18 protein-coding genes are annotated in these 16,677 nt (G+C 72.0%); 14 read left to right on the forward strand and 4 right to left on the reverse strand.

Annotated features, from left to right (window positions below; translation table 11 throughout):
* Positions 1-50: 50 nt before the first annotated feature.
* The 7 genes from ACZ68L_RS08050 (at position 51) to ACZ68L_RS08080 (ending at position 6,472) form a co-directional block, all read left to right on the forward strand.
* Positions 51-746: a response regulator transcription factor gene (locus ACZ68L_RS08050; protein WP_469575085.1), complete on the forward strand. Its 696-nt coding sequence runs from the start codon at positions 51-53 to the stop codon at positions 744-746.
* Between the two features lie 23 nt (positions 747-769).
* Entirely contained in the window at positions 770-2,278 is a 1,509-nt protein-coding gene (locus ACZ68L_RS08055) for an ATP-binding protein (RefSeq protein WP_469575300.1), read from the forward strand.
* Entirely contained in the window at positions 2,275-2,769 is a 495-nt protein-coding gene (locus ACZ68L_RS08060) for a GerMN domain-containing protein (protein ID WP_469575088.1), read from the forward strand. The genes ACZ68L_RS08055 and ACZ68L_RS08060 overlap by 4 nt, the downstream gene beginning before the upstream one ends.
* 504 nt (positions 2,770-3,273) lie before the next feature.
* Positions 3,274-3,954: a hypothetical protein gene (locus ACZ68L_RS08065; protein WP_469575090.1), complete on the forward strand. Its 681-nt coding sequence runs from the start codon at positions 3,274-3,276 to the stop codon at positions 3,952-3,954.
* A 161-nt stretch (positions 3,955-4,115) separates the two neighbouring features.
* Entirely contained in the window at positions 4,116-4,727 is a 612-nt protein-coding gene (locus ACZ68L_RS08070) for a TetR/AcrR family transcriptional regulator (protein ID WP_469575093.1), read from the forward strand.
* Complete coding sequence (locus ACZ68L_RS08075; protein WP_469575096.1) at positions 4,724-5,806, forward strand: DMT family transporter; 1,083 nt, start codon at positions 4,724-4,726, stop codon at positions 5,804-5,806. The genes ACZ68L_RS08070 and ACZ68L_RS08075 overlap by 4 nt, the downstream gene beginning before the upstream one ends.
* 69 nt (positions 5,807-5,875) lie before the next feature.
* Positions 5,876-6,472, forward strand: a complete 597-nt coding sequence (locus ACZ68L_RS08080; RefSeq protein WP_469575098.1) for a dihydrofolate reductase family protein — start codon at positions 5,876-5,878, stop codon at positions 6,470-6,472.
* A gap of 28 nt (positions 6,473-6,500) precedes the next feature.
* Here ACZ68L_RS08080 and ACZ68L_RS08085 read toward each other — a convergent pair whose 3' ends face one another.
* Together ACZ68L_RS08085 and ACZ68L_RS08090 are read right to left on the reverse strand one after the other, a co-directional pair.
* Entirely contained in the window at positions 6,501-7,079 is a 579-nt protein-coding gene (locus ACZ68L_RS08085) for an AAA family ATPase (protein ID WP_469575100.1), read from the reverse strand.
* A 140-nt stretch (positions 7,080-7,219) separates the two neighbouring features.
* On the reverse strand, positions 7,220-7,891 hold the full coding sequence (locus ACZ68L_RS08090; RefSeq protein WP_469575102.1) for a PH domain-containing protein: 672 nt from the start codon (positions 7,889-7,891) through the stop codon (positions 7,220-7,222).
* A gap of 124 nt (positions 7,892-8,015) precedes the next feature.
* On the opposite strand from ACZ68L_RS08090, the gene deoC reads away from it, so the two are divergent.
* From deoC to ACZ68L_RS08105, 3 genes are read left to right on the forward strand one after another with little or no spacing between them, the layout of a single operon-like run.
* Positions 8,016-8,978, forward strand: coding sequence for a deoxyribose-phosphate aldolase (gene deoC / locus ACZ68L_RS08095; protein ID WP_469575302.1), 963 nt, complete (start codon positions 8,016-8,018; stop codon positions 8,976-8,978).
* A 5-nt stretch (positions 8,979-8,983) separates the two neighbouring features.
* On the forward strand, positions 8,984-10,423 hold the full coding sequence (locus ACZ68L_RS08100; RefSeq protein WP_469575105.1) for an aldehyde dehydrogenase family protein: 1,440 nt from the start codon (positions 8,984-8,986) through the stop codon (positions 10,421-10,423).
* Positions 10,413-11,342: an aldehyde dehydrogenase family protein gene (locus ACZ68L_RS08105; protein WP_469575108.1), complete on the forward strand. Its 930-nt coding sequence runs from the start codon at positions 10,413-10,415 to the stop codon at positions 11,340-11,342. Before ACZ68L_RS08100 ends, ACZ68L_RS08105 begins: the two co-directional genes overlap by 11 nt.
* Before the next feature lie 69 nt (positions 11,343-11,411).
* Here ACZ68L_RS08105 and ACZ68L_RS08110 read toward each other — a convergent pair whose 3' ends face one another.
* Complete coding sequence (locus ACZ68L_RS08110; RefSeq protein WP_469575110.1) at positions 11,412-11,819, reverse strand: hypothetical protein; 408 nt, start codon at positions 11,817-11,819, stop codon at positions 11,412-11,414.
* 63 nt (positions 11,820-11,882) lie between these two features.
* Here ACZ68L_RS08110 and ACZ68L_RS08115 point away from each other — a divergent pair, with 63 nt between their 5' ends.
* Positions 11,883-12,590 carry a uridine kinase family protein gene (locus ACZ68L_RS08115; RefSeq protein ID WP_469575113.1) on the forward strand — a complete coding sequence of 236 codons (708 nt, stop codon included), beginning with the start codon at positions 11,883-11,885 and terminating at the stop codon, positions 12,588-12,590.
* A gap of 251 nt (positions 12,591-12,841) precedes the next feature.
* Here the strand turns inward: ACZ68L_RS08115 and ACZ68L_RS08120 are convergent, their stop codons facing one another.
* Positions 12,842-13,654 (reverse strand): SigE family RNA polymerase sigma factor, encoded by an 813-nt coding sequence (locus ACZ68L_RS08120; RefSeq protein WP_469575116.1) that lies wholly within the window; start codon positions 13,652-13,654, stop codon positions 12,842-12,844.
* A 192-nt stretch (positions 13,655-13,846) separates the two neighbouring features.
* On the opposite strand from ACZ68L_RS08120, the gene afsQ1 reads away from it, so the two are divergent.
* The 3 genes from afsQ1 to ACZ68L_RS08135 are packed head-to-tail and all read left to right on the forward strand — an operon-like array spanning position 13,847 to position 16,673.
* A complete protein-coding gene (afsQ1, locus tag ACZ68L_RS08125) occupies positions 13,847-14,524 on the forward strand; it encodes a two-component system response regulator AfsQ1 (protein WP_176729344.1) in 678 nt (225 codons plus the stop codon).
* Positions 14,521-16,059: an ATP-binding protein gene (locus ACZ68L_RS08130; RefSeq protein ID WP_469575118.1), complete on the forward strand. Its 1,539-nt coding sequence runs from the start codon at positions 14,521-14,523 to the stop codon at positions 16,057-16,059. Before afsQ1 ends, ACZ68L_RS08130 begins: the two co-directional genes overlap by 4 nt.
* Entirely contained in the window at positions 16,056-16,673 is a 618-nt protein-coding gene (locus ACZ68L_RS08135) for a GerMN domain-containing protein (RefSeq protein WP_469575121.1), read from the forward strand. Before ACZ68L_RS08130 ends, ACZ68L_RS08135 begins: the two co-directional genes overlap by 4 nt.
* Positions 16,674-16,677 lie beyond the last annotated feature (4 nt).

Here is a 16,677-nt window from a genome sequence, read left to right on the forward strand (position 1 = left end):
CCTCGTAGGGGCTGGGCGGAAACGGTCCGGGCGTGCTCATAATCGGCCCCATGCCGCATGTACTGCTCATCGAGGACGACGCGTCCGTACGGGACGGAATGGAGCTCGTGCTGCGCCGGCACGGGTACGACGTCGACACGGCGGCCACCGGCGAGGCGGCTCTCGCCCTGCTGGACGGCCCCGGGGGCGGGAAGGTCGAGCTGGCCGTGCTGGATCTGATGCTGCCCGGCATGGACGGCTTCGAGGTGTGCCGCCGCATCCGCGCCAGGACCACCGCCATGCCGGTCATCATGCTGACCGCGCGCGGCGACGACTCGGACATCGTGACCGGCCTGGAGGCGGGCGCCGACGACTATGTGGTCAAGCCGGTCACCGCCCCCGTGCTGGAGGCCCGCATCCGGGCCGCGCTGCGGCGCGCGGAACCGTCCGGGCAGGCGCGGCAGGAGGACGCCGGCTTCGCCGGGCTGGTGATCGACCGCGCCGGACTGACCGTCACCAAGCGCGGCGTCCCTCTCGCGCTGCCGCCCGGCGAGCTGCGGCTGCTGCTGGAGCTGTCGGCCTCCCCCGGCCGGGTCCTCAGCCGCGAGCAGCTCCTCGAATCCATCTGGGACCACACCTTCCTGGGCGACTCCAGGCTGGTGGACGCGGCGGTCGGCCGGCTGCGGGCCAAGATCGAGGACGTGCCCGCGAAGCCGCGTTACATACAGACGGTGCGGGGCTTCGGCTACCGCTTCGGGCCGCTGTGAACCCTACGGACACAGCCGCTGCGATTCGCACGGACGGAGGCAGGCGCGGCGCTGCCCCGAAGAGGCGCACCCGGCGGCTGGTCGGCGGGCTCCGCACCCGGCTCGTCGTCACCTTCGTCGTCGTCGCCCTCGTCAGCGCCGTGACCGCGACCGCGCTCGCCTACCGGGACGCCCGCACCGCCGTCCTCCAGCGCACCCAGAACGCCGCCGTGAACGACCTCCGGGAGCGGGTCACCGCGGTCGCCGCCGACTTCGACGTACCGCCCGACCAGCGGGCGCTGTCCCGGTTCGCGGCGAAGGTCTCGGACGGCATCGGCGCCCGCATCGTGGTCGTCCGCTACCAGGACCTCGTCGCGGTCTCCGACTCGCTCGCCGACACGGAGGAACGGCTCACCGCCGAGCTGCGCGCCGCCGTGCGCGCCGGGAGCGGGGCCCGGTTCCAGCGGGTGATGTGGCGGGGCGAGCCCTATCTGGTCGTCGGCATGCCGGTGCGGTACGCCGACGGGGACCACCGCACCTCCGGCCTGGAGGTCTTCGCGATCACCGATCTGCGGGCCGAACGCGACGACACCGCCGCCCTGCTGGACTCCGTACGGACGGGCATCGCGCCGGTGGTGCTGCTGTCCGCCGTCCTGGCGCTGCTGGCCGCGGGGACGGTCCTTCGTCCGGTACGGAAGCTGGGCCGGGCCACCCGCGAGCTCGCGGCCGGAGACCTCGGCAGCCGGGTCGCCGTCACCGGGCACGACGAACTCGCCGACCTGGCAGGGACGTTCAACGAGTCCGCCGACGCGCTCCAGGCCTCCGACGCGGAACTGCGCGGGCAGGAGGCGAAGGCACGCCGCTTCGTGGCGGACGTGTCGCACGAACTGCGCACGCCCCTCGCGGCGATGACGATGGTGGCCACCGTCCTGGAAGAGGACGCCGACCAGCTGCCGCCGGACGCGGCGCGGGCGGCCCGTACCGTCGGCGCGGAGACGGCACGGCTGGCCCGGCTGGTCGAGGACCTGATGGAGATCTCCCGCTTCGACGCCGGGGCGGCACGGCTGAACGCGACCGAGACGGACCTCGCCGGCACCGTACGGGCCTCGCTGGCGCTGCGCGGCTGGACGGACCGGGTGCGGACGCGTCTCCAGGAGGACGTACGGGCGGTGGTCGACCGGCGGCGCGTCGACGTCATCGTCGCGAACCTGGTGGGCAACGCGCTGCGGCACGGAGCCCCGCCGATCACCGTGACCCTCGGGACGGCCCTCGCGGCGGACGGGGAGTGGGTGACGCTGGAGGTCGCCGACCACGGCCCCGGACTGCCGCCGGGGGCCCGGGAGCGGGTCTTCGACCGGTTCTACAAGGCGGACGAGGCCCGCACGCGTGGCGCGGTGGACGACAGCGGACAGGGCAGCGGGCTCGGCACGGCGATCGCGCTGGAGAACGCGCGGCTGCACGGCGGCACGATCGACGTGGCCGACGGACCCCGGGGCGGCGCGGTGTTCACGCTGCGGCTGCCCCTGCGACGCACGGGGGAGGACGCGGAGTGAAGGTCCGGCAGAAAGTCGTGGTGGCCGCGCTGGGAGTCGCCCTCTTGGGGTGCGGCGTCCAGCCGACCGGAGTGATCGGCGCGGGCGAGTCCGCGTCCGGACCGACGCGTGGGATCCGGCTGTACTACGCGTCCGCCGGCGGGCTGCGCGGAGTGCCCGTGCTCGACAGGGAGGTCGAGGACCTCGACGGGGTGCTGAAGCTGCTCGGCCAGGAGCCGCCGCCGGCCGAGCAGCGCGACGGGCTCACCTCTCTCGTCCAGCTCGGCGGCTACTCGGCAACCGGCGCGGGCGCCCGTGTCACGGTGCGCCTGGACGGCCTGTATGCGTCGTCGGGGCGCGACCAGGGCACGGGCCAGCTGGTGTGCACGCTGGCACGCGCCCAGTCCGTACTCGACCGGAAGGTCAGGACCGACGACGTCGAGGTCACCCTGCGACCGTCCGAAGGCGCCGCGCTGGGCCCCTACCGGTGTGCGGACTTCCTCAACAGGTGAGGCGGGCAGGCGGGTTCGCGGCGGCGCTCCGGCCCCGCGGGCCGCGCCGCCGTCCGCACTCCGCACCGTCCCGTACAGCGCCATCGGCATGAAGCCGATGCCTCGGCCCACCCGAACGGATCAAGTGCCGGGCGCATCGGCGAGAGCACGGACCGGCGCACGGCCCGCAAAGCTCGGCCGACACCCGTACCCGCTGGCAGCCCGATCGGAAGAGGGTCCCGGCGGCTCCCGCCCGGACCGTGTCAATGAACGACACGCCGCTTCCGGGGTGAGCGGGCGCCGGGAGGTCGCCCGGACAGGCGAACGGCGCATCAATTCACCTGCGCACAAAGGATGCCGATGGGCTGTCAGATTGCACCTGAATGGCATACGGGTGACCGCCGTCCCGATCGGCGCCCCGGGTTCAGCTTTTCGATACGCCCGATATGACAGGTATGGGGGGCGAAAGTACGTTCAGTCACGGGTCGACTGCGCAGCCGACCTCTCTGAGACAGGAGAAGTGACATGGCTAAACGTTCCACCGTGATCGTCGGCACGGTCGTGGCCGCCGCGGCCCTGATCGCCACCGGCAGCACCCTCACCTCGGCCGCCACCTCCGAGCCGGCCCAGGTGGCCCCGGCGGCTCCGGCACCCCCGATCGTCCAGCAGGCCGCCGCCGCCCCCGCTCCCGCCGCGGCCCCCGACGGTGCGGGCGACACCGGAAAGGGCAACGGAGGCAGGGGCGACGAGGGCAGAGGCAACGGCGAGGGCCGGGGCGGCGAAGGAGGAGGCCGAGGCGGCGAAGGAGGCCGAGGCGGCGACGAAGGAGGCTACGGCGAGGGCCGGGGCGGCGGCGGAGGCTACGGCGAGGGCCGGGGCGGCGGGGGCTACGGCGAGGGCCGCGACAGGCGCGAGGGCAGGATCCACTTCAACGAGCGCACGTACTCCGCGTCCCCCGGCGGCTGCATCACCGCCGCCAGCGGCCTCGGCTCCACGAGCTTCAACATCTTCAACGACAGCCGCCGGACCGTCGAGGTCTTCAGCGGGGCGACCTGCGACAACGGCGCCCCTGTCGCCACCGTCGGACCCTACGGCGCCACCAACGGCGTGTTCCCGCAGCGCGTCGAAGGAGGCATCTTCGTCCCCAATGGAGTGGGGGGAAGCTTCCGGGTGATCGAGCACGACGACTACGACTACGACTGGTGACCGAGCCCGCCGTCCGCTTGACGTGACATGGACCCCGGCCCGCCGGAATCGGGCCGGGGTCCGTGCGTGAGCACCGCCCGGGAGCGACTTCGACAACCAGGTCATGACCAGCCCCCCATGATTAGGTAGACTGGTCTACCTAATTCAGCAGAGGGGCAGGAATGACCGATCCGAAGGCCGGCGACAAGCAGCCGGTGACACGGCGACGCGGGGCCGCACGAGGACGGATCCTCGACGCCGCGGCGCGCCGCTTCTATGCCGACGGCGTCGCGGCGACAGGGATCGACACCATCACGGCCGAGGCCGGTGTGGCGAAGATGAGCCTCTACAACAACTTCGCCTCCAAGGCCGACCTCGTCTCCGCCTACCTCCAGGCCCGGCACGAGGAGTGGCTCGGCCTCTACCAGCGGCGCCTGGCCGGGACGCGGGGCCCGAGGGAGGGCGTGCTCGCGGTCTTCGACGCCTACGCCGACCATGCCGATCTCGCCTATGAGCACGGCTTCCGGGGGTGCGGGCTGCTCAACGCCGCCGCCGAGCTGCCCAACGGGCACGAGGGCCGGACGGTGGTGCGCCACCACAAGGAGCAGGTCGAGGACCTGCTCCTGGCCCATCTCCAGCAGCTGCTGCCCGGCCAGGACGAGCGGGCCCGCGCCACGGCGGAACATCTGGCGTTCCTGCTCGAAGGGGCCATCGTGCGCGCGGGCCTCGAAGGAGACGGCGTACGCATGCGACGCGCACGCGACATGGCGGCACACCTGGTGGACGGCCTGTGATCCGGCATGCCGGGCGCGCCGCCGGACCGGGCGCGGGCGCGTTCGCCGTACTGCTGGCCTCGGTGCTGTGGGGGACCACGGGCACCGCGGCCACCTTCGCGCCGCAGGTGGGGCCCCTGGCGATCGGCGCCGCGGCGATGGGCCTGGGCGGCCTGTTGCAGGCGCTCGTGGCCGGGCGCCGCATCGCACAGGTCCGCGCGCGGCTCGGGGCTCAGTGGCGGATCGTGCTCGTCGGGGGAGCCGGCGTGGCGCTGTACCCACTGGCGTTCTACACCTCCATGCATCTGGCCGGTGTCGCGGTGGGAACGGTCGTCTCGATCGGCTCGGCCCCGCTGGCATCGGCCTTGATCGAACGGATCGTCGACCGGCGGCGGCTGTCCCGGCGTTGGATGGCCGGGGCCGCCCTGGGACTGGCCGGCACCGTGCTGCTGTGTGCGGCGGAGGCCGCGCGGGCCGGTTCCGCGACCGGTGCGGGGTCCGCCCGGCAGACCGTCGCCGGTGTGGGGCTCGGGCTGGTCGCGGGCCTGACCTACGCCGTGTACGCGTGGGCGGCGCACCGTCTCATCACCCGCGGTATCGCCTCGCGCGCGGCCATGGGGGCGGTGTTCGGACTGGGCGGGCTGATGCTCGTGCCCGTGCTGTCGGCCACCGGAGCACCGCTGGTCGCCTCCTGGACGAACGCGGGCGTCGGCCTCTACATGGCGCTGGTGCCGATGTTCACCGGGTACGTCCTGTTCGGGTTCGGCCTGGCCCGCGTCCCCGTGAGCACCGCGACGACCCTGTCCCTGCTGGAGCCCGCCGTGGCGGCGGTGTTCGCGGTGCTGGTCGTGGGCGAGCACCTGCCCGTCCTCGGCTGGACCGGGATCGCGCTCGTCATCGCCTGCCTCGGCGTACTGACCGTCCCCTCCCGGCCCCTTCGGGCTCCTCGGCGTGCCGACCGCCGCTCCCGGCTGCTTCGAACTCCTCGCCGCGTGACGGCGGGGACACCGGCGACGGGTCCCCCGCGTCCGCGGCCCCTTCGGCGTCTTCGGACCGTGCCGCCGCCGACCGGCTCCGACGCGATCGAGGATCCGCGATGATTTCGGGGCGGCGCGGCAGTCTTCATTGCCGTACAGCCGAAGTGAGAAAAAAATTGAGGAGCGAGTCCCATGCGCATCGTGATCAGTGAGTTCATGAGTCTGGACGGCGTCGTGCAGGCGCCCGGCGGCCCCGACGAGGACACCGACGGCGGCTTCGCCCATGGCGGCTGGTCGCACACGTTCTTCGATCCCGAGGTGGTGGGCGGCGCATTCGCCGACGCGCTGGCCGGCGCCGAGGCGCTGCTGTTCGGGCGCCGTACGTGGCAGACGATGGCCGCGGCGTGGCCCGAGCGGGCCGGCGACCCGTTCGCCGACCGGATGAACGCCATCCCGAAGTACGTCGTGTCCAGCACCTTGGGCGACGACAAGCTGTCCTGGGACGGCACCACGCTCATCCCCGGCGACCAGGCCCTCGCCCGCATCAAGGAGCTGTGCGGCTCCGACGGCGGCGACCTGCTGGTCATGGGCAGCCCCACGCTCGTACGCGCCCTGCTGAGCGAGGGCCTGGTCGACGAGCTCCGGCTGGTGATCATGCCGGTGATCCTCGGCGGCGGAAAGACGATCTTCCCCGACGACGGTGCGCTGCGCGCGCTCAAGCTGGTCTCGGCCGTCACCGGCGCCACGGGGGTACAGGTGTGCACCTACCGGCCGGCCGACGAGGCGTAGGCGGAGGGGGCGGCGCCGGGGCCTCCCCTCAGGCGTCCGCGGCCGTGCGGATGGTGGACGCAAGACCCGTCACGGCCAGGATCGCCTCGACCGTCTCTTCGACCGACTGCGCGGCGTTGTCGATCCAGGTCTCCCGCCGCCCGAGCTCCGAGCGCATCGCCTCGTCCAGGGGCGACCAGTCCGTGGTCAGGGCTTTCTCCCGCGCCCGGCTGCGCTGCCCCGCGACCGCCGGGCCGGGAGCCAGGACGATGACGTGGAGCGGTGCGACGGTCAGCGTCGTGCGGTAGAAGTCGAGGTGGGAACGGCGGACCACGACGTCGTCGAGTACGGGGACGAAGCCCGCCCGCGCGAAACTGTCCGCCAGGAGGCACGCGTTGCGCGCCCGCAGGAAGATCTGCCGGTCGGCCTCCGCGTTCCCGGCCGGCGAGGGCCACTGCCCACCGCTGACGATCATCTGCTGGAGTGCGTCCACCTCGACATGGGCCGCCATGGACAGCCGGCCGGCCAGCGCGGCGGCCACCGTGGACTTGCCGCTCCCGGGGATGCCGGTCAGCAGGACGGCACCGGCGGCGGGCTCGCGGTCGACGGATACCGGATTCAGGCTCATGCGCGTACTCCGTGCGGCAGCGATCAGGACCCTGACAGGGTAAGACCGACCGGCGCGATGAACCTTCCCCGGGTGCGGCCAGGGCCGGCCGGTGTGCGTACGCCGAGGTCCGCCCCTTACGGACGCACCCCGGCACCGCCTCAACCGGTCGCGAACAGCACCGCCAGCAGCACCGCGCCCACCACCGCCGGTGCGATCACCTCGTACGCCCAGCGCACCGAGACCGAGGACGCCGAGGCCGCCTGCGATTCCGCGGACTTCGCCGCGCCCGCACCCGCGCCCGTCTTCGCGCGCTCCACCAGCTCCCGCAGGTCCGCCATGGTCCGGTCGGCCGTCGCCATGCGGGACTTGCTGTCGCGGACGTCGGCGTGCACCGAGGTCCGGCCGTACGGGTCGTCCACCGACTGCCGGGACTGCTGCCGGGCCGCCTTCTTCCGCTGCCGCAGCGACACCGGAACCGCCCACATCTGGTACTTGGCGCCGTCCTCGGTGAACAGCTCGCTCGAATACCCGGCCCGCAGATTCGCGACCGCGGTCCACGGCATGGTGATCGTCCGGAACGGGTTACGGATCTTGACGCGCTGCTCATTGGCGAACACGACGGGCCGCAGCGTGAACGCGACGACCAGCGGCACCGCGGTCAGCATCCCGGCCAGCGCCAGCCACGGCACCCGCCCGTGGCCCCGGAACGCGGCGTCCCCGCCGATCCAGCAGATGAGCAGAAGCAGCAGGACACCACCGACGATCCCGGCGGGCGACCGGAAGGTCCGGTCGGCGTAGGTCGGCTCGGCGGGCGGTGTGGGGCTCGTCATGGGCCCGATTCTGCCTGACGCACGCAAGGGGTGCCGGGGCGCCCGCCCCCGTACCGCGGGACGCTCGGACGACCTGGCCCCCTGTACAGGTCGCTACGCGCGTAGATATGCTCCTCTGGTGACCATGCCCACCACAGCTCCCACATTCTCCAACGCGACCGCGTCCGACAGTGCGCTGCGCCGCTTCCTGCACGGGCTGCCCGGCGTCGACGCCGTCGGCCTCGAAGCGCGCGCCGCGTCCCTCGGAACCCGTTCGATCAAGACGACGGCCAAGGCGTACGCCATCGACCTGGCCATTTCGATGATCGACCTGACGACGCTGGAAGGCGCGGACACCCCGGGCAAGGTCCGGGCCCTCGCCGCCAAGGCCGTCAATCCCGACCCGACCGACCGCACGACCCCGCGCACCGCGGCGGTCTGCGTCTACCCCGACATGGCGGCGACCGCCGTCGCCGCGCTGGCCGGTTCCGGCGTGAAGGTGGCGTCCGTGGCGACGGCCTTCCCGGCCGGCCGCGCCGCGCTCGACGTCAAGCTCGCGGACGTCCGCGACGCCGTGGCCGCCGGGGCCGACGAGATCGACATGGTGATCGACCGGGGCGCCTTCCTCTCCGGCCGCTACCTCAAGGTGTACGAGGAGATCCTCGCCGTGAAGGCGGAGTGCGCCCGGCCCGACGGCGCCGACGCCCGGCTGAAGGTGATCTTCGAGACCGGCGAGCTGTCCACGTACGACAACATCCGCCGCGCCTCCTGGCTCGGCATGCTGGCGGGCGCGGACTTCATCAAGACGTCGACCGGCAAGGTCTCCACCAACGCCACGCCCGCGAACACCCTGCTGATGCTGGAGGCCGTGCGCGACTTCCGGGCGCAGACCGGCGTACAGATCGGCGTGAAGCCGGCCGGCGGCATCCGCACCTCCAAGGACGCGATCAAGTTCCTGGTGCTGGTGAACGAGACCGCGGGCGAGGACTGGCTGGACAACCACTGGTTCCGCTTCGGCGCCTCCAGCCTGCTGAACGATCTGCTGATGCAGCGCCAGAAGCTCAGCACCGGCCGCTACTCCGGCCCCGATTACGTGACGGTGGACTGATCCCCATGGCATCTGCATTCGAGTACGCACCCGCTCCCGAGTCGCGCTCGGTCGTCGACATCGCGCCCTCGTACGGCCTGTTCATCGACGGTGAGTTCACCGACGCGGCCGACGGGAAGGTCTTCAAGACGGTCTCGCCGAGCAGCGAGGAGGTGCTCTCCGAGGTCGCGCAGGCCGGCGCCGCGGACGTCGACCGGGCCGTGAAGGCCGCCCGCAGGGCGTTCGAGAAGTGGTCGGCGCTGCCCGGTTCCGAGCGCGCCAAGTACCTGTTCCGGATCGCCCGGATCATCCAGGAGCGCAGCCGAGAGCTCGCCGTTCTCGAAACCCTCGACAACGGCAAGCCGATCAAGGAGACCCGCGACGCGGACCTCCCCCTGGTCGCGGCGCACTTCTTCTACTACGCGGGCTGGGCCGACAAGCTGGACCACGCCGGTTTCGGCGCGAACCCCCGCCCCCTCGGTGTCGCGGGCCAGGTCATCCCCTGGAACTTCCCGCTCCTGATGCTCGCCTGGAAGATCGCACCGGCGCTGGCCACCGGCAACACGGTGGTCCTCAAGCCCGCCGAGACGACCCCGCTCTCCGCGCTGTTCTTCGCGGACATCTGCCGCCAGGCCGGCCTGCCCAAGGGTGTCGTGAACATCCTCACCGGGTACGGGGACGCGGGCGCCGCGCTCGTCGCGCACGAGGACGTCGACAAGGTCGCCTTCACCGGGTCGACCGCGGTCGGCAAGGCCATCGCCCGCCAGGTCGCCGGCACGGACAAGAAGGTCACCCTCGAACTGGGCGGCAAGGGCGCCAACATCGTCTTCGACGACGCCCCGATCGACCAGGCCGTCGAGGGCATCGTCACCGGCATCTTCTTCAACCAGGGCCAGGTCTGCTGCGCGGGCTCGCGGCTGCTCGTGCAGGAGTCGGTCCAGGACGAGCTGCTGGACGCCCTGAAGCGCCGGCTGTCCACGCTCCGGCTCGGCGACCCGCTGGACAAGAACACCGACATCGGCGCGATCAACTCCGCGGAGCAGCTCGCCCGGATCACCGCGCTCGTCGAGACGGGCGAGGCGGAGGGCGCCGAACGCTGGTCCGCCCCCTGCGAACTCCCCTCCTCCGGCTACTGGTTCGCCCCGACGCTGTTCACGAACGTCACCCAGGCGCACACCATCGCCCGCGACGAGATCTTCGGCCCGGTGCTGTCCGTGCTGTCGTTCCGCACGCCCGACGAGGCCGTCGCCAAGGCCAACAACAGCCAGTACGGCCTCTCGGCCGGCATCTGGACGGAGAAGGGCTCCCGCATCCTCGCGGTGGCGAACAAGCTCCGGGCGGGTGTCGTCTGGGCCAACACGTTCAACAAGTTCGACCCGACCTCGCCCTTCGGCGGCTACAAGGAGTCGGGCTTCGGCCGCGAAGGCGGCCGTCACGGCCTGGAGGCGTACCTCGATGTCCGATAACCGTCTGAGCGTCTTCAAGACCTACAAGCTGTACGTCGGGGGCAAGTTCCCCCGCTCCGAGAGCGGCCGGGTGTACGAGGTGACGGCGAAGAATTCAGCCGCTGGCGCGGCGGGCAGGGGCAAGTGGCTGGCGAACGCCCCCCAGGCCTCCCGCAAGGACGCGCGGGACGCGGTCGTGGCCGCCCGCAAGGCGTTCGGCGGCTGGTCGGGCGCGACGGCGTACAACCGCGGCCAGATCCTCTACCGCGTCGCGGAGATGCTGGAGGGCCGCAAGGAGCAGTTCGTACGCGAAGTGGCGGACGCGGAGGGCCTGTCGAAGGCCAAGGCGGCGGCCGTCGTGGACGCGGCGATCGACCGCTGGGTCTGGTACGCGGGGTGGACCGACAAGATCGGCCAGGTCGTGGGCGGGGCCAACCCGGTCGCGGGCCCGTTCTTCAACCTGTCCACGCCCGAGCCGACCGGTGTGGTCGCGGTGCTGGCGCCCCAGAAGTCGTCGTTCCTGGGGCTGGTCTCGGTGATCGCCCCGGTGATCGCGACCGGCAACACGGCGGTCGTCATCGCTTCGGCGGACTCCCCCCTCCCGGCCCTGTCCCTGGGCGAGGTACTGGCCACCTCCGACCTGCCGGGCGGCGTGGTGAACATCCTGTCCGGGAAGACGGCGGAGATCGCGACCCCGCTCGCGTCCCACCAGGACGTGAACGCCATCGACCTCACGGGCGCGGACGCCGCCCTGGCGAAGGAGCTGGAGATCGCGGCGGCGGACAACCTGAAGCGGGTGCTCCGCGCGCCGGCCATGCATGAGGACAACGCCTCCGACTGGTCGGCCGATCCCGGCACCCACCGCCTGACGGCCTTCCTGGAGACGAAGACGGTCTGGCACCCGACGGGTGCGCTGGGCGTCTCGGGGTCCTCGTACTGACCCGTGCGACCGCGGCCCGCTCCTCCGAAATCCCCGGAGGAGCGGGCCGCGACCGCGTACACGCGCTTCTCAGCCGTGCAGCGTTCCTGCCACCTGCCCGGCCACCGGGAGGTCCTTCAGTGCGCCACCGCCGGTCAACGGGGCGGTGACAGCGGCCGTGGAGAGCGGCTTGAAGTCGGCGATCTGCGTCCCCACCGCGTTGTCCAGCGGGTCCGTGCCCGTACCGGCCAGCGGGTCGAGCCGGAGGTGCGTGACCGGTGCGGTGCCGCTCCTGAGCGACTGCCCGAGCGCCCCGGTCACCGCGCCCCCGGTCACCTCACCGAGGCTGCTGTCGGTGCCCGCTGACGGAGCGAGGGGCAGCGGCGCCGCCTGGGCCGCCGCACCCCCCGCGCCGAGTGCGGCACCCACCGCGGTGACGGTAAGACCTGCCCGCAGCAGGGTGCGGCGCCGGGACTTGGAAAGTGCGTGACGTGCCATGGAGTTCCCATCCGATCGAGACGATCGAGTAACCATCTGGGTACGTAGAGTAGTTGAGGTGTGATGCTCGATACCAACACGACCTCCGGGGGATCCCCTGCGCGGGTCAATGCCTCACACTCGTGTCCTGTGAATTCCCAACCGACCCCGACCCGCGTCGTGCTGCTCGCGGGCCCTTCCGGCTCCGGCAAGTCCTCCCTGGCCGCCCGCACCGACCTGCCGGTGCTGCGTCTGGACGACTTCTACAAGGAGGGCGACGACCCCACGTTGCCGCTCGTTCCCGGCAGCACGGACATCGACTGGGACTCCGCACAGTCCTGGGACGCCGATGCGGCGGTGGCCGCCATCACGGAGCTGTGCCGCACGGGACGCACCGAGGTGCCGGTGTACGACATCGCCACGAGCTCCCGCGTCGACCGGGAGGCCCTCCACATCCAGCGCACCCCGCTGTTCGTGGCCGAGGGGATCTTCGCGGCGGACATAGTCGAACGGTGCCAGGAGCTGGGCGTGCTCGCGGACGCGCTGTGCCTGCGCGGCCGCCCCACGACGACATTCCGCCGACGGCTGTTGCGGGATCTGCGCGAGGGTCGCAAGTCGGTGCTGTTCCTGCTGCGGCGGGGGTGGCGGCTGATGCGTGCGGAGCGGCGGATCGTGGCGCGGCAGACGGCGCTGGGCGCGTATCCGTGCGGCAAGAAGGAGGCGCTGGGGCGGCTGGCCGCAGCGGCGGCGGGGCGGTGCCGACGGGCGCCCGCAACGCGGGGAACGGTGTAGCGGGAGCGGAGGACGGCGCTCCGGGAGCGGGCGGGGCATCCGGCCTCGGGCGCGCCCCCTGCCCCGGCCCTTCCCGTGACCGGGGCTCCGCCGCAGATCCCGCGCCCCGTCGGCCCGGCGGGCCGGGTCCATGACGACGGGGCCGGACAGGCCCCCCAGCCCGTCCGACCCCGCAGCACTCCCCCGTACCCCCGTGCACCGCCGCCTCCCCCGAAGCAGCGGCCCCGTTCTCCCCCGTGTCCCCCCTCGCCTCAGGCCACCAGCTCGCCGAAGGACTCCTCCTCGTCACGGCCGAAGCTGAGGACCTCGTCCTCGCGCAGCCGGCGGAGCGACCGCCAGATGCTGGACTTCACCGTGCCGACACTGATGTCGAGGATGGCCGCGATCTCCGGGTCGGTGCGGCCCTCGTAGTAGCGCAGGACCAGCATCGTGCGCTGGAGTTCCGGCAGCCGCGCCAGCGCCTGCCAGAGCACGGCGCGCAGTTCCGTGCCGCGCATCGCGTCCGTGTCGCCCGCCGTCTCCGGCAGCTCCTCGGTCGGGTACTCGTTGAGCTTGCGCCTGCGCCAGGCGCTGATGTGCAGATTGGTCATGGTGCGGCGCAGATAGCCGCCGACCGCCGCCTTGTCACTGATCCGGTCCCACGCCCGGTAGGTCGAGAAGAGGGCGCTCTGCAGCAGGTCCTCGGCCTCGAACCGGTCACCGGTCAGGTGATAGGCGGTTGCGTACAGGGAGGCGCGACGCTCCCGGACGTAGGCCGTGAACGCCGTTTCGGCGTCCTCGACCTGCGCCGGGGCCTTCCGCTCCCCCGTGACCTCCCCGTACGCGGCTCCCCCGTTGCTTCCCCCGTCGTTTCCCCCGTTGGCCCCCACGGAGGCGTCGATCACCGTCATGTACGACGTGTGCTGACGCCTGGCGGCGCGTTCGCACCCCCGCCCGCCCCCGAGCTCTCGGCTCCGATCGAGCAGGGAGGCGCCCCCCACGGCGCCGGACTTCTCGGTGCTCCGGCCGACGTCGTGGAGACGCGTGACAACTGCGCTTGCGGTGATGCTGTGAGTTGCGTTCATCTTGCGCCCCCCATCGGTGGAGTCCGTCCGTTCCTTGTGCCAATGAGCTTGCCGGGGCAGTTTCATCGGGCTGTCCGCCGACTGTCACAGCCCTGTCACAGGGCCTGCCGTCGGCGCGTCGGCGGCGTGCCGGATGTATGAGTCGGCGCCAACTGTCGAACTGGGGCTCCACCATGGGTCAGAATGACCAGCGTGCCTTTCCTGTTGCTGATCGAGGACGACGACGCCATCCGCACGGCCCTCGAACTCTCGCTGTCACGCCAGGGCCACCGTGTGGCCACCGCGGCGACAGGAGAGGACGGCCTGAAACTGCTGCGTGAGCAGCGGCCGGATCTGATCGTGCTGGATGTGATGCTGCCCGGTATCGACGGTTTCGAGGTGTGCCGGCGCATCCGGCGCACCGACCAGCTGCCGATCATTCTGCTGACCGCGCGCAGCGACGACATCGACGTCGTGGTGGGACTTGAGTCCGGCGCCGACGACTATGTGGTGAAACCCGTGCAGGGCCGGGTGCTCGACGCCCGCATCCGGGCGGTGCTGCGCCGCGGTGAGCGCGAGTCCACCGACTCCGCGTCCTTCGGGAACGTGGTGATCGACCGTTCCGCGATGACCGTGACCAAGAACGGCGAGGATCTGCAGCTCACGCCGACCGAGCTGCGGCTTCTGCTGGAGCTGAGCCGCCGGCCGGGCCAGGCCCTGTCACGGCAGCAGCTGCTGCGGCTGGTCTGGGAGCACGACTACCTCGGTGACTCCCGGCTCGTGGACGCCTGTGTGCAGCGGCTGCGCGCCAAGGTGGAGGACGTGCCGTCCTCGCCGACCCTGATCCGTACCGTTCGGGGTGTGGGCTACCGGCTGGATTCGCCTCAGTGAGCGATGCCGTCAAACGGAGTCTGCTCACCGGGCTTCGCTGGACCAGTCTGCGGCTGCGTCTCGTCGTCGTGTTCGCGCTGGTGGCGCTGACCGCCGCGGTGTCGGCCTCGGGGATCGCGTACTGGCTGAACCGCGAGGCCGTGCTGACCCGCACCCAGGACGCCGCCCTCGGGGACTTCCGTCAGGAGATGCAGAACCGGGCGGCCTCGCTGCCGCCGCGGCCCACCAAGGACGATCTGCAGAACGCCGCCGTGCAGATGGCGAGCAGCTCGCCCGGCTACAGCGTGCTGCTGGTCGACGAGCGCGACCACGGCAAGCCGATCGTCGGCAACTCCGACCTGGACATCTTCACGCTCGACAACGTGCCGCCGGCGCTGCAGAAGGCCGTCAACAAGAAGCAGCCGATCGAGGCGGGCAACAAGTACGCGTACCACCTGTTCTGGCAGCGGACCAGCATCCGCGGCACGCCGTATCTGGTGGGCGGGACGAAGATCATCGGCGGCGGCCCGACCGGCTACATGCTGAAGTCCCTGGACCAGGAGCGTCAGGATCTGAACTCCCTCGCCTGGTCGCTGGGGATCGCCACCGGGCTCGCCCTGGTCGGCTCGGCGCTGCTCGCGCAGGCCGCCGCGACGACCGTGCTGCGGCCCGTGCAGCGGCTCGGTGACGCCGCCCGTAAGCTCGGCGAGGGCAAGCTCGACACCCGGCTCATGGTGTCCGGCACCGATGAACTCGCCGATCTCTCCCGTACGTTCAACAGGACCGCGAGTTCGCTGGAGAAAAAGGTCGCGGACATGAGTGCGCGGGACGAGGCGAGCCGGCGGTTCGTCGCCGACATGTCGCACGAACTGCGCACTCCGCTCACCGCGCTGACCGCCGTCGCCGAGGTGCTGGAGGACGAGGCGGACAGCCTCGATCCGATGATCGCGCCGGCGGTGCACCTGGTGGTGAGCGAGACCCGGCGCCTCAACGACCTGGTGGAGAACCTGATGGAGGTCACCCGATTCGACGCGGGCACGGCCCGGCTCGTCCTCGACACGGTCGATGTCGCCGACCAGGTCACCGCCTGCATCGACGCCCGTGCCTGGCTGGACGCGGTGGATCTGGACGCCGAGCGCGGCATGCTGGTCCGCCTCGACCCCCGCCGGCTCGATGTGATCCTGGCGAATCTGATCGGCAACGCCCTCAAGCACGGCGGTTCGCCGGTACGGGTCGCGGTGCGGACCGAGGGCGACGAACTCGTCATCGAGGTCCGCGACCACGGCCCCGGCATCCCCGAGGACGTCCTGCCGCACGTCTTCGACCGGTTCTACAAGGCCAGCGCCTCCCGGCCGCGCTCCGAGGGCAGCGGCCTCGGTCTGTCGATCGCCATGGAGAACGCCCACATCCACGGCGGTGACATCACGGCCGCGAACTCACCGGACGGCGACGGCGCGGTGTTCGTCCTGCGGCTGCCGCGCGACGCCGAGCCGCTCACCCGTTCCGACGAGGACCGCGACGCGGGGAGCCACGACGAAGAGGGCGAGGCGACATGACGGGCGGCAACCGCCGGACGGTCCGGTCGGCCGTGGCGCTGGCCGGTGCCGTGACCGCCGCCGTGCTGACCGCGGGCTGCGGGATCAGGACCACCTCCGTGCCGGTGGACGCCGGGGCGGCGCCGTCCCAGGTGCCGTGCTCGATGTCCGCGGAGGACGTCACCACCCAGGCCCTCCGGGGCATCCCCGTACAGATCTATCTGGTCTGCTCCTCGCAACTGGTCACCGTGGACCGCACGGTGCAGGTCCCGGACACGAAGTCGGACCGGATCCGGACAGCGCAGGCGCTCCTGGAGGAACTGGAGCAGAAGCCGCCCGCCGACGAGCGACAGGCCGGGTTCACCACGGCCGTCCCGGCCGGGCTGCGGATCGGCCCGGCCCGCAGCGGCGACCGGCAGGGCACGCTGCGGCTCAGCGAGCAGCCGGAGAACCTGCCGGCCGAGGCGCTGGCGCAGATCGTGTGCACGTACGCGGAGAGCGAGACGCTCGCCCCGAAGGGCACGGTGGTGCTGGCCGGGCCCGGCACCTACGCGCCACGCGGATATCTGTGCACCGCGGAGACGAGGGCGAGGCCGAAGGCCGTGCCGACGCTGGGGGCGCGTCCGGAGGCCTGAGCGC

Source organism: Streptomyces sp. NPDC104309, from assembly GCF_055584025.1.

Coding starts and splice junctions, on each gene's coding strand:
- ACZ68L_RS08050 (WP_469575085.1), top strand. CDS start 51: ATGCCGCATGTACTGCTCATCGAGGACGACGCGTCCGTACGGGACGGA.
- ACZ68L_RS08065 (WP_469575090.1), top strand. CDS start 3,274: ATGGCTAAACGTTCCACCGTGATCGTCGGCACGGTCGTGGCCGCCGCG.
- ACZ68L_RS08070 (WP_469575093.1), top strand. CDS start 4,116: ATGACCGATCCGAAGGCCGGCGACAAGCAGCCGGTGACACGGCGACGC.
- ACZ68L_RS08080 (WP_469575098.1), top strand. CDS start 5,876: ATGCGCATCGTGATCAGTGAGTTCATGAGTCTGGACGGCGTCGTGCAG.
- ACZ68L_RS08085 (WP_469575100.1), bottom strand. CDS start 7,079: ATGAGCCTGAATCCGGTATCCGTCGACCGCGAGCCCGCCGCCGGTGCC.
- ACZ68L_RS08090 (WP_469575102.1), bottom strand. CDS start 7,891: ATGACGAGCCCCACACCGCCCGCCGAGCCGACCTACGCCGACCGGACC.
- deoC (WP_469575302.1), top strand. CDS start 8,016: ATGCCCACCACAGCTCCCACATTCTCCAACGCGACCGCGTCCGACAGT.
- ACZ68L_RS08100 (WP_469575105.1), top strand. CDS start 8,984: ATGGCATCTGCATTCGAGTACGCACCCGCTCCCGAGTCGCGCTCGGTC.
- ACZ68L_RS08105 (WP_469575108.1), top strand. CDS start 10,413: ATGTCCGATAACCGTCTGAGCGTCTTCAAGACCTACAAGCTGTACGTC.
- ACZ68L_RS08110 (WP_469575110.1), bottom strand. CDS start 11,819: ATGGCACGTCACGCACTTTCCAAGTCCCGGCGCCGCACCCTGCTGCGG.
- ACZ68L_RS08115 (WP_469575113.1), top strand. CDS start 11,883: ATGCTCGATACCAACACGACCTCCGGGGGATCCCCTGCGCGGGTCAAT.
- ACZ68L_RS08120 (WP_469575116.1), bottom strand. CDS start 13,654: ATGAACGCAACTCACAGCATCACCGCAAGCGCAGTTGTCACGCGTCTC.
- ACZ68L_RS08135 (WP_469575121.1), top strand. CDS start 16,056: ATGACGGGCGGCAACCGCCGGACGGTCCGGTCGGCCGTGGCGCTGGCC.